We start from the raw sequence: 20,531 nt of genomic DNA, 5'->3' as shown, positions 1-20,531 counted from the left end.
TAAGGAAAATTTTATTTATTTCAAGTTCTTCTCCATTCAAAATTTTAGTCAATACCCTCATTCCAATTGCCCCCATTTCATACATTGGTTAGGCAACCGTAGTTAAGGCTGGATAGATTTTTGAAGCCATATCAATATTGTCGAACCCTACTATCGCCAGCTCCTCTGGTATACTATATCCATTTTCCAGAGCTGCACGGATTGTTCCAATGGCCATTTCATCATTTGCTACAAAGATCGCCGTAGGGGGCTCATCCATTTCTAATAGCTTTATTGCTGCCTCATAACCATGCTTAAAACGACTTCCACCCTCAAGGATTAGTTCATTAACTATACTGATGTTAGATTCCATAAGAGCCTTTTTATACCCCTCCAAACGGGCTATACCAACTACTGGATCATTTCCATTACCTGAAATCATAGCAATACGCTGATGGCCTTTTTGGATAAGATATTTAACCATAGCTTTACTAGCCCCTTCGTAATCAATGGTTACAGAAGGTATTGCCTCAGGAGTTGCACCGATTGAAACGACAGGTATTTCATAGGTGATGAATCTCTTATAAAGCTCTTCCGATACGATATTTCCAATAAAAATAACACCATCCACCTGTTTTTCTGCTAAGGCATCAAAGTATTTAATTTCTTTTTCATAATCCAAGTCCGTATTACAGAGGAATATGTTATATTGATACATATTTGCAATATCCTCTATTCCCCTGACTACTTCTGGATAGAACTGATTTGAAATATCAGGAATCAAAATACCAATTGTCTTTGTATTTTTGACTTTGAGACTCCTGGCTATCGCATTGGGTTTATACCCTAATTCTTCAATAACCTTCATTACTTTTTTGTACGTTTCAGGCTTCACAACCTTACTTTCATTAATAACTCTAGAAACAGTTGAAATTGACACCCCAGCTTTTCTAGCAACGTCTTTAATATTTATCTTCATAATCTCCCACCTATTTCCTAATTTATTAACTAGATATTATGCTAAATCCTCTCTTTAGTCAATGGTTTATTTGATGGAGTTTATAGATAACGTGTCACTTCAAAACGATATAGCTCTATGTTGTCTACTTCTAAAATCTCTGCCTTTTTCATAGCAATCTCCAGCTGTTGCTGTGGAGTCTCTATCCCATCAAGGTTTGGGAGTAAAAGGCCGCTTTTATCCCCCTGCACTACGAAAATACCATATTTTTTCACATCCAATTGATCCAAAGTATCAATTTCCTCCATTCCATGGAGAATATCTACTTTTATCTCTAAATCCTCCAATTCTCCCTTTCGAACAGAATAGAACCGCGGGTCCTCCGATGCCGCCATAATTGAACTGTTGATAATTTCATCTGCAATGTTTTGCTTTGTAGGCATATAAGTCCCCATACACCCCCTTAGTTCTCCATGTTTCTCTAGAGACACAAAAACTCCCGCCCTCTTTTCCTCTAATTCTCTAACAATATCCTGTTGAAGGACCAATTCCTGAAAAAGCTCCCAATCCAACTGGTGATCTCTTTTTACCCAATCCTCAATAGTGGCTCTTGCTAATGCTACAGGAATACTCTCAGTTCGTTTATTTCTAATATATTCCGTGTGTTTTTTCTCTAATAATTTCTTCAATACACTTGGGCCTTCTCCTATAGCCTCTAAATAAGCATTTAGATATCCTACTCCAAAAGGACCCTCATAGGAAAATATTTTTCCAGATACTTCAAAGCCGTCGAATACCCCTAGTCCCATTGCGATGGGCCTTAATCCACATTCAGCCGCTGCCTCTGCAAGATCCTCTGGAAGTAATAATATGTCCTCAACCCAGCCATTTTTAATACATTTACTGATGAGATCATCAAACACTTGTCCCCTCTCATTGTAGGGATATGGACCTCCCTTCACTAGACAATGGGACAAATCTCCACTTACCAATACTACTGTTTTCTTCCTAATCTGCTCCACTACATCAGCAATAATCGTTCCTATTTCATAAAGTTCTAGTAAATCCATCAATCCTATTGTTATATGTACCATTTTAAAGTCATTGTACTCTTGACGAATAAAGTGTAAAGGAACCATTGTACCATGGTCTAGGGCGACCTCAGCTTCATATTCTTTAGCTAATTTTTTACTTAAAAACAGACTTGGGACTTCCTTTTCTAAAAAAGCCTCTAATAATGTATCTATCAATTCTTCGTCCATCTCCTGTTTCATAGTTAGATGCGATTTTCCAAATTCTTTAAAATTTCCCTCTACAGCTTCTTCATCAAGTATGCAAATACCATCCTGAAATACGTTACCATGGGGAGTTATACAAATAATTACCTGTGGTGATTTTTCCTTAACCAGCTTTGCGATATTTTTTAGTCCTTCAATGGTACCCTGTGCCTTCTCTTCTTCACCACCCCCTATTGATGGAAGTATAATTGGTGGATGAGGAGTTAACACCATACCCTGCAAATAACTCATAAAATCGCCTCCAAAGATATTGTGATTTATGTTATTATGCTTCATTTTCAGGTATTTATTTGAATTTTTACCCTTAAATATATAAAAAAACCATAATCCATTAACAGTATATTACCTAACGACAAAAAAACTCCAACAGAATTATTCCCATTGGAGTTTTTTGAAGTTATTTTTTAGTTATATTTTCTCTACTTTGATACCAGTCTCATGGTCATTGAGATTTTGCTTTTCATAGCTATCATCAGAAACCTTCTCTATTGTTACAGCTAAAGTTTCCTGCATAATATACTGCTTAAAATTATCTACAGCTTTGCTGATTTCTTCATCTCCATCAAAGAATATCTTAATTTGGTCCGTCACTTCAAAATTACTATTTTTTCTAATCTGCTGTACCTTTGAGATGAATTCCCTTGCAAACCCTTCATCCAATAAGCTTTGGGTTAGAGTTGTATCTAGGATAACAAATAGATTGTTTTCTGTTTCTACAGTAAAACCTTCTTTAGCAGCAATTGTGATGAGTACGTAATCCTTTTGGATTTCCATCATTTCGCCATCCAGTTCGACTGTGATTGTTTCCCCTGCCTCAAGTTTTTCTGTAACCTCCGCTGCATCCAACTGAGCTAATACTTTACCCAAGGATTTGATCTTTGGTCCTAGTATAGAACCCGCCACCTTGAAGTTTGGCTTAAGGTTGAAGTTCATGTAATTTTTAAGGTTTTTCTCAAAAACCACTTCCTTAATATTCAACTCTTCCTGCATTAGAGGGATTAGATCGCTGATTAGCGTTTCATATTTACCATCAATTATCATTTTTTGCAATGGCTGACGTACTTTAATTTTAGCTTGAGCTCTAGCTGCTCTCCCTAGTCCAACTAGATTTCTTACAAGGTCCATCTTTCCTTCAACCTCTTTATCGATTAACTCCTGCTTAACCACTGGATAATCAGCTAAATGAACTGATAGCTCTCCAGTAAGGTTCTGATACATTTCGTCAGAAATGAATGGTGCAAAAGGTGCAACCAGTTTTGCCACCCCTACTAAAATTTCATAGGTTGTATTATACACTGATTTTTTGTCGTCAGTTAATTCAGTAGCCCAGAATCGACGTCTAGCTCTCCTGATATACCAATTGGATAAATCTTCATTAACAAATTCTTGAATCTTCCTTACAGCCTTCGTTAAGTCAAATACTGCTAAGTCCGCTTCAACAGCCTCTACTAAGCTATTGTATTTTGAAAGAACCCATCTATCCAACTCTGGTCTTTGTTGATAAGGAACAAAGAAGCTCTTTGCATCTATTCCGTCAGTATTTGCATATAGGGTAAAGAAGGTGTATACGTTTTGGATTGTTGTGAAGAATTTGCTTTGTACTTCCTTTAGACCTTCTACGTCAAACTTAGTTGGAGTCCATGCTGGAGACACATGTAATAAATACCACCTTAATACATCTGCTCCATATTGATCGAATAACTCAAAAGGATCTACTGTATTCCCCTTTGATTTAGACATCTTTCTTCCTTCTTTATCGAGAATCAAGTCATTTACCAATACATTTTTATAAGGTGCTACCCCCTTTACGAAGGTTGAGATTACCAGTAGAGAGTAGAACCATCCACGGGTTTGGTCGATCCCTTCACAGATATAATCCGCTGGGAATAGCCCATCAAAGTTTTCTGTATTTTCAAAAGGATAATGATGTTGAGCAAAAGGCATTGCTCCACTATCAAACCAACAGTCAATTACTTCAGTAACTCTTGTCATCGTGCCTTGACATTTTTCACACTTTAGATGAACATCATCCACATATGGTCTATGGAGCTCTATTGATTCATCAATATCTTCCAATGCTCTATCTGCCAACTCTTTTCTTGAACCTACAGAGGTTAGGTGACCACATTCGCATTTCCAAATATTTAATGGTGTTCCCCAATATCTATTTCTTGATAAAGCCCAATCATTAACATTCTCTAACCAGTTACCAAAACGTTTTTCTCCAACGTAATCTGGATACCAATTTACAGAGTTGTTGTTGACGATTAATTGATCCTTCATCTTTGTTACTTCAATATACCAGCTAGGCTTTCCGTAATATAACAACGGTGTTGAACATCTCCAACAGTGGGGATAGTTGTGGTCAATTTTTTCCTTTTTGAATAATTTATCTTCTCCATGAAGCCATTTGATAATGTCTACATCACAGTCCATTACAAATTTTCCTTCCCAAGGAGTCGTCGTGTACTTACCTGTTTCATCAACCGGCTGAAGAACTGGCAAATCATATTTTCTTCCTACTTGGTAGTCATCCTCCCCGAAAGCTGGAGCAATGTGAACAATACCAGTACCATCTTCAGTAGTAACATAATCGGCTAAAGTGACGAAGAAGGCCTTTTTATCTGGCGTTACAAAGGGCATTAATTGCTCATACTCAATGTGTTCTAAGTCCTTCCCTTTAAGGTTTTCGATTACTTCATAATCTTCACCAATTACTTTGTTGGCTAGCTTTTCAGCCAAATAGTAGACTTTATCCTGATGCTTAACCTTTACATAATCCACTTCTGGATGTACAGCAAGGGCAACGTTTGAAGCTAAAGTCCAAGGAGTAGTGGTCCAAACTAGGAAGTATTCGTCAGCGTCTTTCCGCTTCATTGATACAATTACCGTATTTGACTTAATCTCTTTATATCCTTGGGATACTTCATGGGATGCTAGACCTGTTCCACATCGTGGGCAATAAGGCAAAATTTTGTGTCCTTCATAGATATAATCCTGCTTGAAAAATTGGTCTAAAATCCACCAGATGGATTCGATATAGTTATTATCTAGGGTAATGTAGGGATTATCAAGGTCAATGGAGTATCCCATTCTTTTAGTCATTTCCCGCCATGCCTTTTCATAAGTAAATACTGATTCACGACATTTTTCATTGAATTTATCAATCCCATAATCTTCAATTTCTTGCTTACTGGATAGCTTCAATTGTTTTTCTACTTCAATTTCAACTGGTAAGCCGTGGGTGTCCCAACCTGCTTTCCTCTTTACTTGATGACCTGTCATGGTCTTGTATCTACAGACAGAATCCTTTAAAGTACGGGCAATTACGTGGTGGATTCCTGGTCTACCATTTGCCGTTGGAGGCCCTTCAAAGAAAACAAAGGATTTACCATTTTCTCTAGTAGATATACTTTTTTCTAGGATATCATTTTGATCCCACTGATTAGCTATGGCCCCTTCCCGTTGGGCAATGGGTTGATTGGATAAGGCTTTGTATTTTTCCATTCTCAACAACTTCCTTTCTTCTGAATAATTTTTAAAAAATAAAAGTCCCTAAGCATAAATGCTTAGGGACGAATTAACAATAAACCGTGGTACCACCCTGCTTACAGGCATAAAACACCTGTCGCTCAATACATGATAACGTGTGACTACGGGATACCCTACTGGCTATTTCAGGCTTCCAGCTCCGAGGTGATCTTCATAAAAGGGCTTCATCATAATCTCTCACCAATGATTACGTCTCTTTAAATCCATCCTTTTACTACTGTCCTCATCCTAGCTTTTACTCTTAGATTTAGTTATGATTATACACTTAGGACATTGTTTATGTCAAGGCTGTATTAGAAAAATTTCACTATGTTTCTTGGTATTATTGCCAGGAAAACAATGTCCATATACAAAATCGTAAAAAAATTATATCTTAAACCTTTCGATCACTTTTTGTAATTGTCCAGCCAGTTCCTTTAAATCGTTAGAGTGGGATGCCACCTCTTCTATAGATGCCAATTGCTCCTCTGTGGCAGCAGAAACCTGTTGAGTAGCAGCTGATGTTTCCTCTGCTGTAGCTGATACATTTTGAATTACAGCAATTAAATCATCCTTCTCAGCTGCCATGTCATTACTGGAGCCCTTAACCTCAGTAACCTTCTGCATTATGGCAGAAATTGCACTGGAGATCTGATCAAAAATCATTTCCGTCTCCTTTACAGCTTGATTCTGTTGTTTCATAATTTCCTCAGTCACATCCATAGCTGATACGGCAGACTTAGCCTTCTCTTGAATTCCAGCAATTAAATCTTGAATCTCTCTGGTTGCCTTTCCAGATTGCTCAGCTAACTTCCTAATTTCATCGGCCACAACAGCAAATCCTTTTCCAGCTTCACCTGCTCTTGCCGCTTCAATGGCTGCATTTAAGGCTAACAAGTTTGTCTGCTCTGCTATTTGATTTATCGTAGTTGTAATCATCCCAATTGCATCGGAACTTTTATTAACATCTACTACAATCCCGCCAACTGTCTCAGTTGCACGACTGCTTTCTTCGGCTTTTTTTGTTAATAATTGAACCGTCTCAATTCCTCTCTTACTCAATTCATTGGTTTCTGTAGACTTACTATATACATCATCGGTGGAGTACTGTACAACACCAATCTTATGGGCTAAGTTATCTACCTTACCAACCCCTTCTTCCATATCTCTAGCCTGTTCACCAGCACTCTTAGCAATTTCTTCTATCGTCAAGGCAACTTCATTTGTGGCAACGTTGGTTTGGTCTGTTATGTTGGCTAGTGAGGTTGAAGTTTCTACTACTACCTGCGTTGATTGCTGTACCTCGTAAATTAGCGCCTTAAGGTTCTCCATCATATCATTAAAGCTATTACTTAAATCTCCAAACTCATCTCTACGCTTCATACTGGTTCTAACGCTTAAATCCCCTGTTGCTGCTTTTGCAAAGGCCTCTTTAATTTGCTTTAATGGTGAAGAAACATTATTTGCGATTAGCAACGATATTACAGCCCCAAGGATAATTGCTATAATTGATGCAATAATAATGTAGTTTCTTATATCACTGGTATCATCCACCAACTCCGATCCAGACATAATTCCTAGAATTTTCCACCCGGTGCTCTCATTAGTTACATAGCTGGCAAACCTACGGGTTCCATTGAACTCATATCTAGTAAAGCCACTTTCGTTTCCACTGGCTTCTCCCCAGAAGGATTGCTTTGTAATCTCATCAGTGCCAATAATCTCAGCCATCGGATGAACCAGTACAGTTCCATCCCCTGTTGCCAAAGCTAAGTAACCCTCTTCTCCCAGCTTAACCTCTGCCATTTTTTGCGTAATCATATTTAAATCAACGTCAAAGGCTAATACCCCCACAGTCCCTCCATTGTATTCAATAGATTTAGCAGCAGTTAATGTAATTTGTCCACTGGCAGTATCAACATAGGGCTCTGACCAAGCAACTTTGCCTTTATTTTTCATGGCGGCTGAGTACCAAGGTCTTGTTCTTGGATCCCATCCCTCTGGTAAATCAGTATGTGGATATATGTACATACCAGCCTTTTCAGTGCCGATATAACTATTAATTACCGATGGGTTACTATCATTAAAATTTTTAAGTAGCTCCATCCCCATACCCATCGAGTCATAGGGTAAAGTATCCTCCTCTGCTTCTCTCGCAATCTCTTTCATAATAGAATTGTCAGCCAAAGCTGCTACTTGCTTTTCAATTCCCCATAAATATTCATTAAGAGCTTCTCCAGCTTCCCTTGTGGTTTGTTGTGTAGTTTGACCTAGTTTTTCATCCAGTATCCTAAAGGCTTTTAAATAAGTCATAGTCCCTAAAATACTGACAGGTAATAGTATGACTAAAATCATTATTCCTATCAACTGGGTTCTTATTTTTCTAGACTTTTGTTTTTTCTGGTTTTTTGTTTTTTTGTCCTTGGCCTTTCCAGTAATTTTTTCCATTATTTTGCCCCCTAATTGAATTTTTCATTTTCGTTGTTATGTGTAGACTCAAAAATAACAGTACCTAATTACCTAGGTGCTCATTCGATGACAAAATAGCAATTCATCAATAGATGCACTATCTTGTTGAATTAATGTTAAAAATCTTCAGTTATCTACAATATAACATTTTTCGACAAAAAAGTAAATTGAAATTTTCCAATAAGGTAGGTCAGTCCTCCAATGTTTGTCGTTATAAGAAATCTAGACTCTTGCTTCGTTAAAAGCAGTTTCAGGCAAAACAAAAAAAGACAGGGTATTGGCCTGCCTAACTGAAATTATCTATTATCTTGCAGAAATTTTTGTTTTAATTCAACATATTTTTTATAATCGTCTTCAGATGTAATTCCTTTTTCCTTTAACTCATTAAGCAGGTCAATCATTTTGACGCAAAGCAACTTTAATTCTACCTCAATTTGCTCAGATCCCTTTTCCATTTCCATAACCCCCAAATATTAACAGATAATGTAAAAATGACTGAAGTTTAAAAGTGATGCTTTTTTCTAAATTTTCTTTAAATTTCACTTGGTTATCTACTTTCTGCATATCTTTTTAAAATCCTGTATATTTTTTTATTTTTCCATCGACAAATTTCTCGTAACACGCAGTTTTACTACTTCTTTTTAGTGGCATTTATGTTGATTTTAATTTTAGTCCAATTTAAGGAAACAGTCTAGCGGGAATATATATCTGAAAACTCGATATTTATCAATTTCCCATATCGAGTGTTTGGTTCTGTTTTCGCTGAATAATCAACAACCTCTAGGGAGCTTTCTACAGGTAGTGTGATTATGAACTCACTACCTACCCCATAAGAGCTCTCTACAGTGATGTCTCCCCCATGCATGGTGACTAAAGCCTTCACAAGAGAAAGGCCTATGCCACTACCCTCGTGTCTTCTATTTAGGAGTTTATCAACTTGTCTAAACCGTTCAAATATTACCTCCAATTTATCCTTCGGGATGCCTTGCCCTTTGTCCTTCACTGATATCTCAACATTCTCGCCACAGTCATAAATATTTATTGTTATCTCATTGTTGGGCTTTGTAAACTTCACTGCATTAGATAGTAAATTTAATATAATTCTTTCCATTGCGTTCGGATCAACAGGAATAATCTTTTCTTCCACTTCCGTATCAAAAATTAATTCAATTTGGTGATTTTCGATATAATCTGCCACTGATAATGCTATATTTTCAACGATACTCACTATATCACAATGCTGCATTTGCAGATCGAAATACCCCGAATCAATTTTAGTAATGTCAATGAGATTGTTGGTTAATCTAATCATCCGACTACAGTTTTGTCTCAGCACCTTTAATCTTTTAGTCATTTTTTCAGGTTCTAGGGCTTGTTGACTCCTATTGTCTATTTCCATAAGCTGCACTGTACTAAATAGTAAGTTTAAAGGAGTTTTAAGCTCATGGGAAAGGTTAGCAAAAAACTCTGTCTTTAACCGATCATACTCCATTATCTCCGCCAACATTTTTTGCTCATGTTTAATTTTTTCTTCCAATAGCTGAGTTCTCTTTATACTTGTAATGTCTCTTATTACATTGATAATAAACATCTCACCCTCTGACAAGAAGGATATACCTCTGATTTCGATATCCATGTCTACTCCATCCTTCAGAGAAATGGTATGATGACTTGAAGCGGATTCCATATTTCTATTCTGCAAATTCTCCATTATATTACTGATAATTGAGTGTTCATCTTCTACTTCAATTGCATCGTAGGAATAATGAATGATTTGTTCTTGATCTTCTACCCCCATTAAATTAACTGCCGCTGTATTGGCAAAGATAATCTGGTTCCCCCGTTGCACCAGTACACCATCAGGGAGAATTTCTACTAGCCTTCGATATCTTTCTTCGCTGATTTTCAGTTGTTTCTCTGAAAGCACTTGTTTGTTTCCATCATTGAGCATCACCACTAAACTCCATAGGGTAACAGTAGAAAAAATAGTCATACTGAAAATAATCCCCCACCAAAATTGATAAGGAATGTCTAATGCTAACCCCAGCAAAAATCCTTTAACCAGTGCAAATATCAAATAATGCTTCACTATTTTCTTTGTATTAGTAATGGTGTAATGTTGGTTCGCATCCTCAGTTCCACCAAAATAAGCTCCAATAACAACAGGAAAGAGCATACCTAAAAGAATCCCTTGCCATGCTCCTGTAGTACCTATATTTAACCTATAAATAGCTGGAAAGATACTAGTGAGGAGTCCAAGCTTCCATCCCTGTTTGTAGGATATTAAAAACAATGGCACAGTCCTTAAATCAAAGCTATAACCTGCATAGGCAAAGGGTTTTATCATTGTTGATAAGGTTAGAATAGTTGATAAAATATACGTAATTCCGAACCAAAGTCCTTTACTGGCATTTTCACTAATGATTAGATTTTTCAGCTTACTATATATAAATATTAAGGTAATAATTAATGTCATGTTTTCAAAAAAGGTAATCAACATAAATAATACCACCTCCAACTATAGTTATAATGAATTTCTAGAATGGTTTACAAATACCTCTATACATTTTTTTACAAAAGTTAATTTGATTCTTAACATCCATCTATAAAAATACCTTATTGATTATGTTGTTACAATTTCTGCATCTTTATGTATCTGATAACACAACATCATAACAGTTCGTATTTAAAATGTACTCTTCTGTCGTAAGATTATGTTAAAAATCATATTACATATTTAATATGAAATAGCTCCAATAAAAAGGCCCTAAAAAATAAATTCTCCTAGGGCATTTGATTTATTAATGAAACCTATTATATTCTACCTTCTTTTATTAAATGGGACGTACCTTTAACATTATTTGCTTTAGCCTTTGCTTCCTTCATAACTTTCTGAACTTTCTCGACTGTTATCACTGCACTTTGAATTGCATCTAATAAATTTTTATCATCTTCATTGGCATGTTCCTTTAGACTATTGATTATACCTAAATGTTTGCCCCCTTGATGAGCATTTTCAGTAGCACGAATCCCTTGACTCCTGTAGGAATTATTTTGTAAGCCTTTTACTGTATCAATAATCTCTAGTATCCCGATAATTTTATGAATAGGCATTTGCTCATCTTCATTAAGATATTTGCTAACAGAAGCTAAGGCTCTTTTTATTTCAGGATTTCTAATAGCATTCGATATTGATAGAGCTAGATGATTGAAGGATGTATGCTTTCTGCTAAAGATTAAAATTGTCAACAGGGTAGGTATATATGTGTATAGAGATGCCCCTTTACTTTCATGTAAAATTTTACCTCTTTCATCTATGTCATTGTTATTTGACGGTAACTTTTCCATGTTACTTTTCCCCCTTCTTTGTATAATGACCCAGTATTAGATTATGATTGAACCTCTATGATCGTGCTGATATACCAGTAGGAAAATCATTCATGATTTGTTGCAAATTATTTTTTATTTTTGTCACCGACCACTTAAGAGTACATAGTATATTACTGCAAAAGGATCATTGAAGGGAGGTGAAGATGGTGGCTGAGATTACTAATGCTAAAGGACAATATAACCTTGATTTTTTAATGATTCCCAGTGAATATATAGATAGCTTCAATAACTTTATGACACAGTATGGCGAATTATCAGACGCTGATATTTATAAAGAGATTTTAAGCTCAAAAGTAAAAGTATCAGAAAATGTATTGAGGCAGCATGTTAACAACTTGGATGCGCTATCACAAATGTCTGGATTTGTTTCAGATTCCACTAAACAACGTATTCAGATGGTCAAGAGAGTCTTAACGACTGATACTGGTGGGTCCAACATGCAATCGGCTGTCGAAACTCAATTCTTTGGAGGTACTAGTCTATTGCTTTGGTTCCTTACCCTAGCAGCTATATGGCGAAGGCCTTTCTATGGTTTTGGTAGAGGATTTGGAAGACGACCTTTTTTCTATTAAGATAGTCACCCTTAGCTCAAGCCAATAGCTTTAGATATGCAATGAAAAATCCACCTGCCTTTGTTTTTGTAGGTGGGTATTTCATCTCATTTTAATAATAATAACTTATTAAACTAGCACAGATTTGCATCATTTATCATACTTTATTATTGAAACAAAAGATATCAAAATCAATAAAGGGAAGGTGAAATTAATGAGTGATACAGTTAAAAAGAATAATATAATTGGTGGTTTAATAGGAGGAAAAAATAGTTTGTTATTCTTCTTCCTACTTCTAGTGATTATCTTCTGTAACTGCAGTTGCTTCAATCAATTTGGGGATGAGTTACTATTCTTCTTCTTACTCCTTGTTGTTCTATTTTGTGGACCGTATCTTTTCAGAGGATTCGGAATTTAGTTAACTGAATAAGTAATAAAGACCCTTGGAGGATTCTCCAGGGGTCTTGCTGTTTATTTATACTTAAAAAACCGATAAGCCTCCCTAAATCGCTGCCCAGAAGTAAATAAAATCATCGCTGCAAAAATAAGGGCAATATAGTCTGTATAATTCGGCAGTAAAATCATTAATGAAAACATAATAAAACCTTCTGTTCTTTCCGTAAGGCCAGGTTGGTAATAAAAGCTTTTCTCTGAAACCTTATCTGAGGCTGCACCAACAGTTAAGAAAATCGTCATATTGATGATGATGGTGGCTGCTAAAACCACAAAGACAAAAGGATTTTTTGAATAATGTAATGCCAATACAAGCAATAAAGAGATTTCAACTACACGATCAAACGTAATGTCCATAATCGTTCCAAAAGGAGATGATGCCTTTGTTTTTCTAGCAATTGTTCCGTCAACTGCATCTAGACATCCTGACAGCCATAGTATACTGACAGCCAGAATTGCAGAATAACCAAAGTGCAACAATATTGCTGGTACTAGCCCAACCAATAGGGCTATAATCGTTACATGATTGGCCGATAATTTACAACGAATACATAAATCTGCCGTCTTCTCAAACACAGGTTGAATAAAACTTCTAGCTCTTGTATCTAGCATGTGGGCCCCCCTTTTTTATTTAAATTTCGCTAGATAAAATAAACTGCTTTGTCAAAGTTTGCTTGCAGATATACTTTATCACCTATATTAAACTCCTTATATATAAAACTAGAAACATGGATATGGAAATCCCTGACATCAATGGTGTACACGACTTTATCACCGGAGTACACCCTCCTTTTCACAATTCCTTCTATGCTATCCTTTTGTTTTTCACCAAATCCTATCTGTTCAGGTCTAAACATAAAGGTTATTTTCTCACAATTGGGTAAATTTGTACTAAATCTTCCTAGATGAGAATGAAATTCCCCACCTGAGATTTTTCCTTCAAAATAATTTCTTACACCAAAAAAATCTGCTACTTCTTTTGAAACTGGCTTTTCATAAATTTCGTTTGGAGTAGTGTACTGTTTGATTTCTCCATCCAGCAACAAAGCCACTTGATCTGCCATTGATAAAGCTTCCTCCTGATCATGGGTCACCATAATCAAAGTGATATTCAATTTCTGTTGCAAGGCTCTAACGAACTCCTGCATATTTTTTCTTAACATGATATCCAGCTTTGAAAAGGGTTCATCTAAAAGCAATACCTCTGGCTCGATAGCTAAAGCTCTAGCTATGGCCACCCGCTGCATTTGCCCTCCCGATAGTTCATTTGGGAACTTTTTTTCATGCCCCTCTAATTCCAACAGACGAATCAATTCATTTACTTTTTCCTTAATCACACTCTTGTTTACCCTTCTCATCTTTAGTCCAAAGGCTATATTGGATTCAACAGTCATATGGGGAAACAATAGTAGGTTTTGATCAACTAAAACCGCATTCCTTTTATCTATGGATACATGATTCATCAGCTGGTCACCAAAAAAAATATCCCCTTCCTCAAAATCAACCATCCCAGCAATCCCATGAAGCATAGTGGTTTTACCTGAACCACTTGGCCCCAGCAACACTGTCAACTGACCCTCATTGATTACAATATTAATATTTTTCAGAACTGCTTTATTATCGTAGGATTTGTTTATGTTTTTTAGATATATTTTTGCCATAATTGCCTCTTTTCACTAAACGTAGTATCGGCTGCTCTTTTCATAGAAGTTTCCAACTATTTTTTCCGTTATGAATAATACCAATGTAATTGATAGAATAAACACAATACTCAAGGCAGAAGCCATGGTTCGATCCCCTGATTCAACAAAGGGGAACAGAAACATAGCATAGGTGACAATCCTTCCCCCCCCTATCAAGAAGGTGATAAAATACTGACTGAAGGAGGCGATATAGATGATACTTCCCGCAATAATTAATCCAGGAGTAATCAAAGGTAGTGTCACATAACGGATTACTTGCAAGGGTGAAGCCCCAAGTATCCTAGCCTGAGTTTCAATCTTATTTCCATTCAATTCAAAAACATTTAAAAGGATCTTAACCCCATAGGGTATCCCCGGTATTACATGAATCAATACAACTCCCCAAAATGTATTTGCTAATCCTAATCGAATAAATCTTAAATGAATACCCATGGCCACCGTCAGCATCGGTACAATCAGGGGAAGTAGGATTAATACCTTTACCACTGATTTTCCTTTAAAGTCATAAAATGCAATGGCCCTAGCAGCAGGTATACTGACCAGCAAAGTGATGGCTGTCACCACAATAGAAAGGATCATACTATCTACTAGAATTTTAAATACTCCAGTTGTAGGCTCCAGTACATAAGAGTAGGCCCTTAAAGTAAACCCTTGAGGGATTAGACTAGGCCATGGCCAAGCACTGGAAACACTCCATCCTATCATCATTAATAGCGGAAAAAGTAGAACTGTTAAGATTATATACTTTATTATCCATTTTACTTTCATTATAACACATCTTTCCCATGATTACTGATTATTGTATTTTTTAATGAACTGAAAAGTTAGTACATACAGTCCAACAGTTATAAATGCACAAAGAGCAATACACATATTAATGACCATAGCATAGGGTCGATCTGCTAGATTCACACTATTATAATGAATGTATGACAAGATCGGTAGCGCCTTTGGTGTGGAAGGTCCTAGTAAATAGGGTATCTCAAATGCCCCAAAGGAAAAAGCAAAAATAATAATAAAACCCGAGGCAGTGGTGGGGAAAATCAAAGGAAATAGAATATATCGAAATACTTGAAAATGGTTGGCACCAAGATTAGCGGCGATTTTAGCATACTTGTTCTCAACACTTCGCAAAATCTCAAAAGTGACCAATGTAATAAAGGGTAACCCCTTCCATACATAGGCCATAATCACACCTAATCCTTGTCGATCAAATATCATAGGTTTAAAACTTTGCATATCTTCAATAAATCCCAATTGATACATCAGCCTTGCTATCCACCCACTTTGGGTAAATAAAATGAAAATCAAGAGGGCTGCAATGGTGTGGGGTACAATAATAGGCACCTTATAGATATTGACCAATGGCCCTCTCTTTCTTCTTTGATTATAAAGCAGGAGGTATGAAAATAAAACACCTAATACTACCGCGATCAACGACGATATAAAAGACGTACAAAAGCTAAATCTCAGGGCCTTTAAAAAACTAGGGCTACTTAAGATATCCTTATAGTATTGCACAGTGATTGTATTCAACCCTATTGCAGGGAAGTATCCAAAGCTCTGTAGTAGCCCGGATACGATTCCTGCAATAAATATCCCTAATATGAAGATCATAACAGGTATCAACATGATATAGGGTTTTATTTTCTTCCTCATTTTACTCATGACCTAAAACAACTTCCCTCCATAATTCTTCAATGATTGGAACTAATTCTGCCCTCATTTCCGGTACTCTATGTTGTAGCAGAACATCTTGAGGAATAACTCCTTCTCCTAATTCTACCTTTTCGAATAACTGTTGTTGCTTGTCATTTAATAGGCTTGGATCAGTTACTGGTAAGTCTCCCCATACCGTTGGGTCATACTTAGTCACCTGTACTTCTGGAGATAAAATATGGTTCATCACAACCAATGCCCCTGCCTTGTTTGGTGCATTGAATGGAAGCCCCATGAAATGGGTGTTTCCAATTGTGCCCTTTTCGAATAAGAAGGATTGAGATGTTTTAGTGAAGGACCCGTCAGCAATTTTCCCTGCTATATGGAAGGGTGTATAATTCATCGTCATCAACACTTCTCCATCGGCATACATGTTATCTAACTGGGCAATGGTAGCTGGATAGTTCTCTCCTTGTCGCCATAGATATGGCTTTAGATCAACTAGATAATCCAACGCTGGCTGGATGACCTCCCTCACCGCTTCTTTATCCGCCTGTAAGTCAATAAAGGCTTCATATCCTACAATATCATAAATGATATTTCTAATAAAGGCACTCCCTGTAAAATCTGTTAGATCAGGATAAGTTATTTTACCTTCATGTTTTTTTGCTAATTCCTTTAGTTCTATATGATTTGATGGTAATTTTTCAATTACTGCGGTTTCACCAATAAAAACCATTTGAGCTTTTCCATAGGGTGCTTCATATCCCTCTACTGGGTGTCCAAAGTCGTACTCCACATCTGGGGAATCTGTATCAATAAACTGGTTAAAGTTTGGTAACATTTGAGTAAATGGCCCAAATAAAATTTCTTGACTCTTAGCGTTATAAAAGTTTTCTCCATTGATCCATACAATATCAATAGTCCCTTCAGCCTTTAACTGTTTTTCATTTAGTAACTTAGGCAAGTATTCATTGGGTACCATTGGTACACGTTCCAATGAAACATTATACCTTTCCTTCAGCTCTTGAGCAACAGTTGTATCTAACCAACGATTGATTTTCTCATCGCCACCCCAGCCATAAAATGATACTGTAGTGCCATTGGCTTCCTCCACTATTTCTTCCCAAGTCTTATCTTGTAAACTAACTCCATTATCTTGCTCTTTATCTTTTACTGTACACCCCGCACTCAACAGAGAAAATACTAGGATGAAACAGATCAGTAATATCCCTTTATTCCTCACAATTCCTTCCTCCTACACTTTTACTTATTGTTGACTGCATCCATATCAATTCCTTTTTTCTTTGCAAATATCTTTGGAATTTGAGAAACTCCGAACAACACAACACCCGCTACTAACAGTTTAACAAAAAATCCTGTTGTTATACCATTTTGAGCGATTTCTCCAGCCATATAAGCATAAACAAATGCACCAGGTGCCATCGTAATTAAAGTAACAATAGAGTAGGTGGCTAATTCAATATTCGTTACCCCATAAGCATAGTTTTGGATATTGTATGGGAAAACAGGCACTAATCTAGTTAAAATCAAAAAGTCTTTTCCATTTTTTTCTACACCAGACTCAATCTTTTTGAAAATTACATTTTTACCAAACTTATCTACAATAAAGTCTCTTGCGATATATCTTGAAACAAGAAAAGCTGCAATAGAACCTGCTGTTGCTCCTGTTAAGGCTAAGATGGCACCTAGCACTGGTCCAAATACAATCCCTCCACTAATGGTAATAACACTAGCTGGTAACGAGAATACTGCTGCTGCAATAAATATTAAAATATAAATAAAATATCCTAAAGAGCCTGCATCTTCGATCAGTTTTTGAAATTTATCAAAATCCTTCAGTGTATCAATTAACCCTGTAGCATAAATACCATAAAAAGCCAATGCTAAAACAGCCACCATGATAATCATCTTTATTTTTTTATTCATTATTACTTACCTCCTCTTTTCTATTTTACCGCCTTTGCGATTCCTTTTTTTGCTTTATATCGATTAATCCATGATTTAACTGGTGAAGACAATACATCTTCTGGTGGTGCATCTTGTGCGTATACTACTGGTCCCCACACAAGGTCTAATAAATGCCACGCCTTTGCTCCACCCTTCAAAATAGAAGAACGGCAAGCAGAACAGTATACTACGATTTTATCGCCTTCTAAAGTTTCTACTCTACGCTTCATTACTTTTTCAGCAACTGGAGGATTTGCTGGTACAACCATCCCCCCAAACCCACAACATCTTGTCTTTTCTCTGGAGTATTCTGACTCTACAACTTTGTATCCAAGCTCCTGCAATATCCAACGCACACCGTCATGAAGCGCTGATAAATGACGGGTCGAACAGGAATCATGGATGGTAAAGACAATATCACTATCCTTAGCCTTACCCTTAAGCTCTTTAGGCAAACCTATAATAGGAAATAATTCCCATAGAGAATGAGTCGGTGTTGGACTAGCTTCGTCAAAGGTTAACTTACAGCTTTGACAGGCTACAATCATTTCATCGATATTAACATCATCCATATCTTTTTGTAGGTCGGCAAATCGCTCCTTAAATAAGTCGTATTGTCCCACTGCTTTTGTTGGTTTTCCACAGCATTTCTGAACTGCAGAGAAGTTTGGGAATACTTCGTTAAGATAGGCTGTTGTCTTAGTTACTGCCTCTGGACTGTAGGATGGTAAGCTACATCCTGGCATAAATCCATAACGTTTGCTTTTATCGATTTTTATAGTCATTATTTCTTACCTCCACGAATTTTTGTAGTAAATAGCTTAGAAAAACCAAGTATTTGGTGTATCTTAATTGCTCCGTGGCCTTTAATTGGCGATTCCCCATTGTTTGCTTTTACAAAGTCTTTACGGGACCCAATGAAAATATTTTTCATCGGTAGTTCATGGGGGCAAACAATTGTACAGTTATCACAGGCATTACATGAATAAGCTAGCATCGCTTCCATCTTACCTTCTTCCACTAGCCCTGCTACGATATCCTTTGGACAGATTCCAAAGTCGTTCATCATAACACATTCCCTCATACAGAGCTTACATTCACAAACTAAACATCGGGATGCCTCTTTAACTGCTTGTTCTTCGGTAAAGCCTAAATCTGACTGAGCAAAATCCTTTTTACGTTCTTCAGCAGGTCGCATATTTGTGTGTAGTCTTTGTAAATCTTCTGTTCCCTCTGGTAGTGGTACGTTTAATTTAGTTTCATAAGTCCATTCATTCTTGAGGTCTCTATCAGCCCTTAAGTCTTGGCCTTTTAAATACCGATCAATACTGTTTGCAGCCTTTCTACCCAATGCCATAGCCTCTACTACGATGAAACCACCGGCAGCATCTCCAGCTACAAACACATTATCCAGCTTTGTTGCTAGAGTCTCTTTGTCTACTTCATACCTTCCTCCTCTTGTCTGTGGAAGAACTCCTCCTGAGACATCTTCTACCAATTGTCCTGTAGCCATGATCACTGTATCAACTTCAATAATCTTTGCTTCTCCTTCATACTGTGGATTGAATTTACCTTCTTTGTCTAGGATAGACTTTACTTTTTGAATCTTGATTCCTGTTACCTTACCATCCTTCTCAATGATTTCAAGTGGACCCCATCCAGCATTAAAAACAACGCCCTCTTCTAAGGATTCATGAATTTCTTCTTGGGATGCAGGTAACTTAGCCATGTCTTCTAAAGAACATTGATATACTTCCGTAGCACCAATTCTCCATGATGAACGGGCACAGTCCATTGCAACGTCTCCACCACCAATTACCATAACTCTTTTTCCTGCTCTTGGGAATTGTTGAGTAAGACTAATTTCCTTTAAATACTCGGTAGCTGGATAAACACCTTCTGCCTTGTGCCCTGCCATTGGAATAATGTTACCCTTGTGGGCTCCATGGGCAATGATTACCCCATCAAATTTTTCCCTAAGCTCATTAAAGCTGATATCTTTACCGATTTCCACACCAAGCTTCATTTCCACCCCAAGCTTATCTAGATAACTGTACTCACGGTCTATAATATCTCTAGGAAGTCTGTATTCAGGTATACCAACCCTCATCATTCCCCCCACTACATTAAGTTTATCAAAAATAGTAACAGCGTGACCTTTTTTTCTAAGATCAATGGCAGCCTGAGCCCCAGCAGGACCAGCTCCGATGATAGCAACCTTCTTTCCAGTTGGACTTCCTGTTGTTGTATCCCAGATGGACTCATTGTCTGCTTGCTCAGCTGCGAAACGCTTTAGGGCAGCAATAGCCACTGGTTGGTTGAATTCTACACCTCTTCGGCAGTCCTTTTCACATGGATGGGCACAAATTCTACCTAATGTATTGGGTAAGAATAACTTTTCACGAATGACTTTAATTGCCTCATCATACTTTTTTTCACCTATTAGATTAACATATTTTTTAACATCTGTACTCATAGGGCATCTACTCTGACAAAATGCGTCTTCATGTCCCATACAGTCATCTACTATTTTTTGTGCATTTTTAATAACACCTTCACTAAAAATCAC

The 20,531-nt window shown here is 36.9% G+C and carries 17 protein-coding genes and 1 other annotated feature; of the genes, 2 read left to right on the top strand and 15 right to left on the bottom strand.

Annotated features, from left to right (window positions below):
• Positions 1–88: 88 nt before the first annotated feature.
• From JOC73_RS08605 to JOC73_RS08575, 7 genes are all read right to left on the bottom strand, one after another.
• Complete coding sequence (locus JOC73_RS08605; RefSeq protein ID WP_243427906.1) at positions 89–958, bottom strand: LacI family DNA-binding transcriptional regulator; 870 nt, start codon at positions 956–958, stop codon at positions 89–91.
• 80 nt (positions 959–1,038) lie between these two features.
• On the bottom strand, positions 1,039–2,466 hold the full coding sequence (amrA, locus tag JOC73_RS08600) for an AmmeMemoRadiSam system protein A (protein ID WP_204402105.1): 1,428 nt from the start codon (positions 2,464–2,466) through the stop codon (positions 1,039–1,041).
• 177 nt (positions 2,467–2,643) lie between these two features.
• Positions 2,644–5,742, bottom strand: a complete 3,099-nt coding sequence (gene ileS, locus JOC73_RS08595; RefSeq protein ID WP_204402103.1) for an isoleucine--tRNA ligase — start codon at positions 5,740–5,742, stop codon at positions 2,644–2,646.
• 61 nt (positions 5,743–5,803) lie between these two features.
• Positions 5,804–6,026 (bottom strand) — a binding site (T-box leader).
• A gap of 127 nt (positions 6,027–6,153) precedes the next feature.
• A complete protein-coding gene (locus JOC73_RS08590) occupies positions 6,154–8,214 on the bottom strand; it encodes a methyl-accepting chemotaxis protein (protein WP_204402100.1) in 2,061 nt (686 codons plus the stop codon).
• Between the two features lie 317 nt (positions 8,215–8,531).
• A complete protein-coding gene (locus JOC73_RS08585) occupies positions 8,532–8,690 on the bottom strand; it encodes a hypothetical protein (protein WP_204402098.1) in 159 nt (52 codons plus the stop codon).
• 236 nt (positions 8,691–8,926) lie between these two features.
• Positions 8,927–10,735 carry a PAS domain-containing sensor histidine kinase gene (locus tag JOC73_RS15125; RefSeq protein WP_243427905.1) on the bottom strand — a complete coding sequence of 603 codons (1,809 nt, stop codon included), beginning with the start codon at positions 10,733–10,735 and terminating at the stop codon, positions 8,927–8,929.
• A 314-nt stretch (positions 10,736–11,049) separates the two neighbouring features.
• Positions 11,050–11,583 carry a hypothetical protein gene (locus JOC73_RS08575; RefSeq protein ID WP_204402096.1) on the bottom strand — a complete coding sequence of 178 codons (534 nt, stop codon included), beginning with the start codon at positions 11,581–11,583 and terminating at the stop codon, positions 11,050–11,052.
• 188 nt (positions 11,584–11,771) lie between these two features.
• On the opposite strand from JOC73_RS08575, the gene JOC73_RS08570 reads away from it, so the two are divergent.
• Together JOC73_RS08570 and JOC73_RS08565 are read left to right on the top strand one after the other, a co-directional pair.
• On the top strand, positions 11,772–12,197 hold the full coding sequence (locus tag JOC73_RS08570) for a hypothetical protein (RefSeq protein ID WP_204402093.1): 426 nt from the start codon (positions 11,772–11,774) through the stop codon (positions 12,195–12,197).
• Between the two features lie 193 nt (positions 12,198–12,390).
• Positions 12,391–12,594, top strand: a complete 204-nt coding sequence (locus JOC73_RS08565; protein ID WP_204402090.1) for a hypothetical protein — start codon at positions 12,391–12,393, stop codon at positions 12,592–12,594.
• Positions 12,595–12,647: 53 nt separating this feature from the next.
• Here the strand turns inward: JOC73_RS08565 and JOC73_RS08560 are convergent, their stop codons facing one another.
• The 8 genes from JOC73_RS08560 to JOC73_RS08525 are packed head-to-tail and all read right to left on the bottom strand — an operon-like array spanning position 12,648 to position 20,531.
• Positions 12,648–13,241 (bottom strand): CDP-alcohol phosphatidyltransferase family protein, encoded by a 594-nt coding sequence (locus tag JOC73_RS08560; RefSeq protein ID WP_204402087.1) that lies wholly within the window; start codon positions 13,239–13,241, stop codon positions 12,648–12,650.
• Positions 13,242–13,270: 29 nt separating this feature from the next.
• Positions 13,271–14,290 carry an ABC transporter ATP-binding protein gene (locus JOC73_RS08555; RefSeq protein WP_204402084.1) on the bottom strand — a complete coding sequence of 340 codons (1,020 nt, stop codon included), beginning with the start codon at positions 14,288–14,290 and terminating at the stop codon, positions 13,271–13,273.
• A 15-nt stretch (positions 14,291–14,305) separates the two neighbouring features.
• Positions 14,306–15,100, bottom strand: coding sequence for an ABC transporter permease (locus JOC73_RS08550; RefSeq protein ID WP_204402081.1), 795 nt, complete (start codon positions 15,098–15,100; stop codon positions 14,306–14,308).
• 21 nt (positions 15,101–15,121) lie between these two features.
• Entirely contained in the window at positions 15,122–15,991 is an 870-nt protein-coding gene (locus JOC73_RS08545) for an ABC transporter permease (RefSeq protein WP_204402079.1), read from the bottom strand.
• A gap of 1 nt (position 15,992) precedes the next feature.
• Positions 15,993–17,237, bottom strand: a complete 1,245-nt coding sequence (locus tag JOC73_RS08540; RefSeq protein WP_204402077.1) for an ABC transporter substrate-binding protein — start codon at positions 17,235–17,237, stop codon at positions 15,993–15,995.
• 20 nt (positions 17,238–17,257) lie between these two features.
• A complete protein-coding gene (locus JOC73_RS08535) occupies positions 17,258–17,941 on the bottom strand; it encodes a TVP38/TMEM64 family protein (protein ID WP_204402075.1) in 684 nt (227 codons plus the stop codon).
• Positions 17,942–17,961: 20 nt separating this feature from the next.
• A complete protein-coding gene (locus JOC73_RS08530; protein WP_204402074.1) occupies positions 17,962–18,747 on the bottom strand; it encodes a (Fe-S)-binding protein in 786 nt (261 codons plus the stop codon).
• The gene (locus JOC73_RS08525; RefSeq protein ID WP_330613148.1) at positions 18,747–20,531 is read right to left on the bottom strand and encodes an FAD-dependent oxidoreductase; all 1,785 of its coding nucleotides are present in this window, start codon (positions 20,529–20,531) and stop codon (positions 18,747–18,749) included. Before JOC73_RS08525 ends, JOC73_RS08530 begins: the two co-directional genes overlap by 1 nt.

It is taken from the genome of Alkaliphilus hydrothermalis (genome assembly GCF_016908555.1).
GTDB classification, from domain to species: domain Bacteria; phylum Bacillota; class Clostridia; order Peptostreptococcales; family Natronincolaceae; genus Alkaliphilus; species Alkaliphilus hydrothermalis.
The sequence above is the reverse complement of the archived record's forward strand: the minus strand, read 5'-3'. Positions and strand labels throughout refer to the sequence as shown.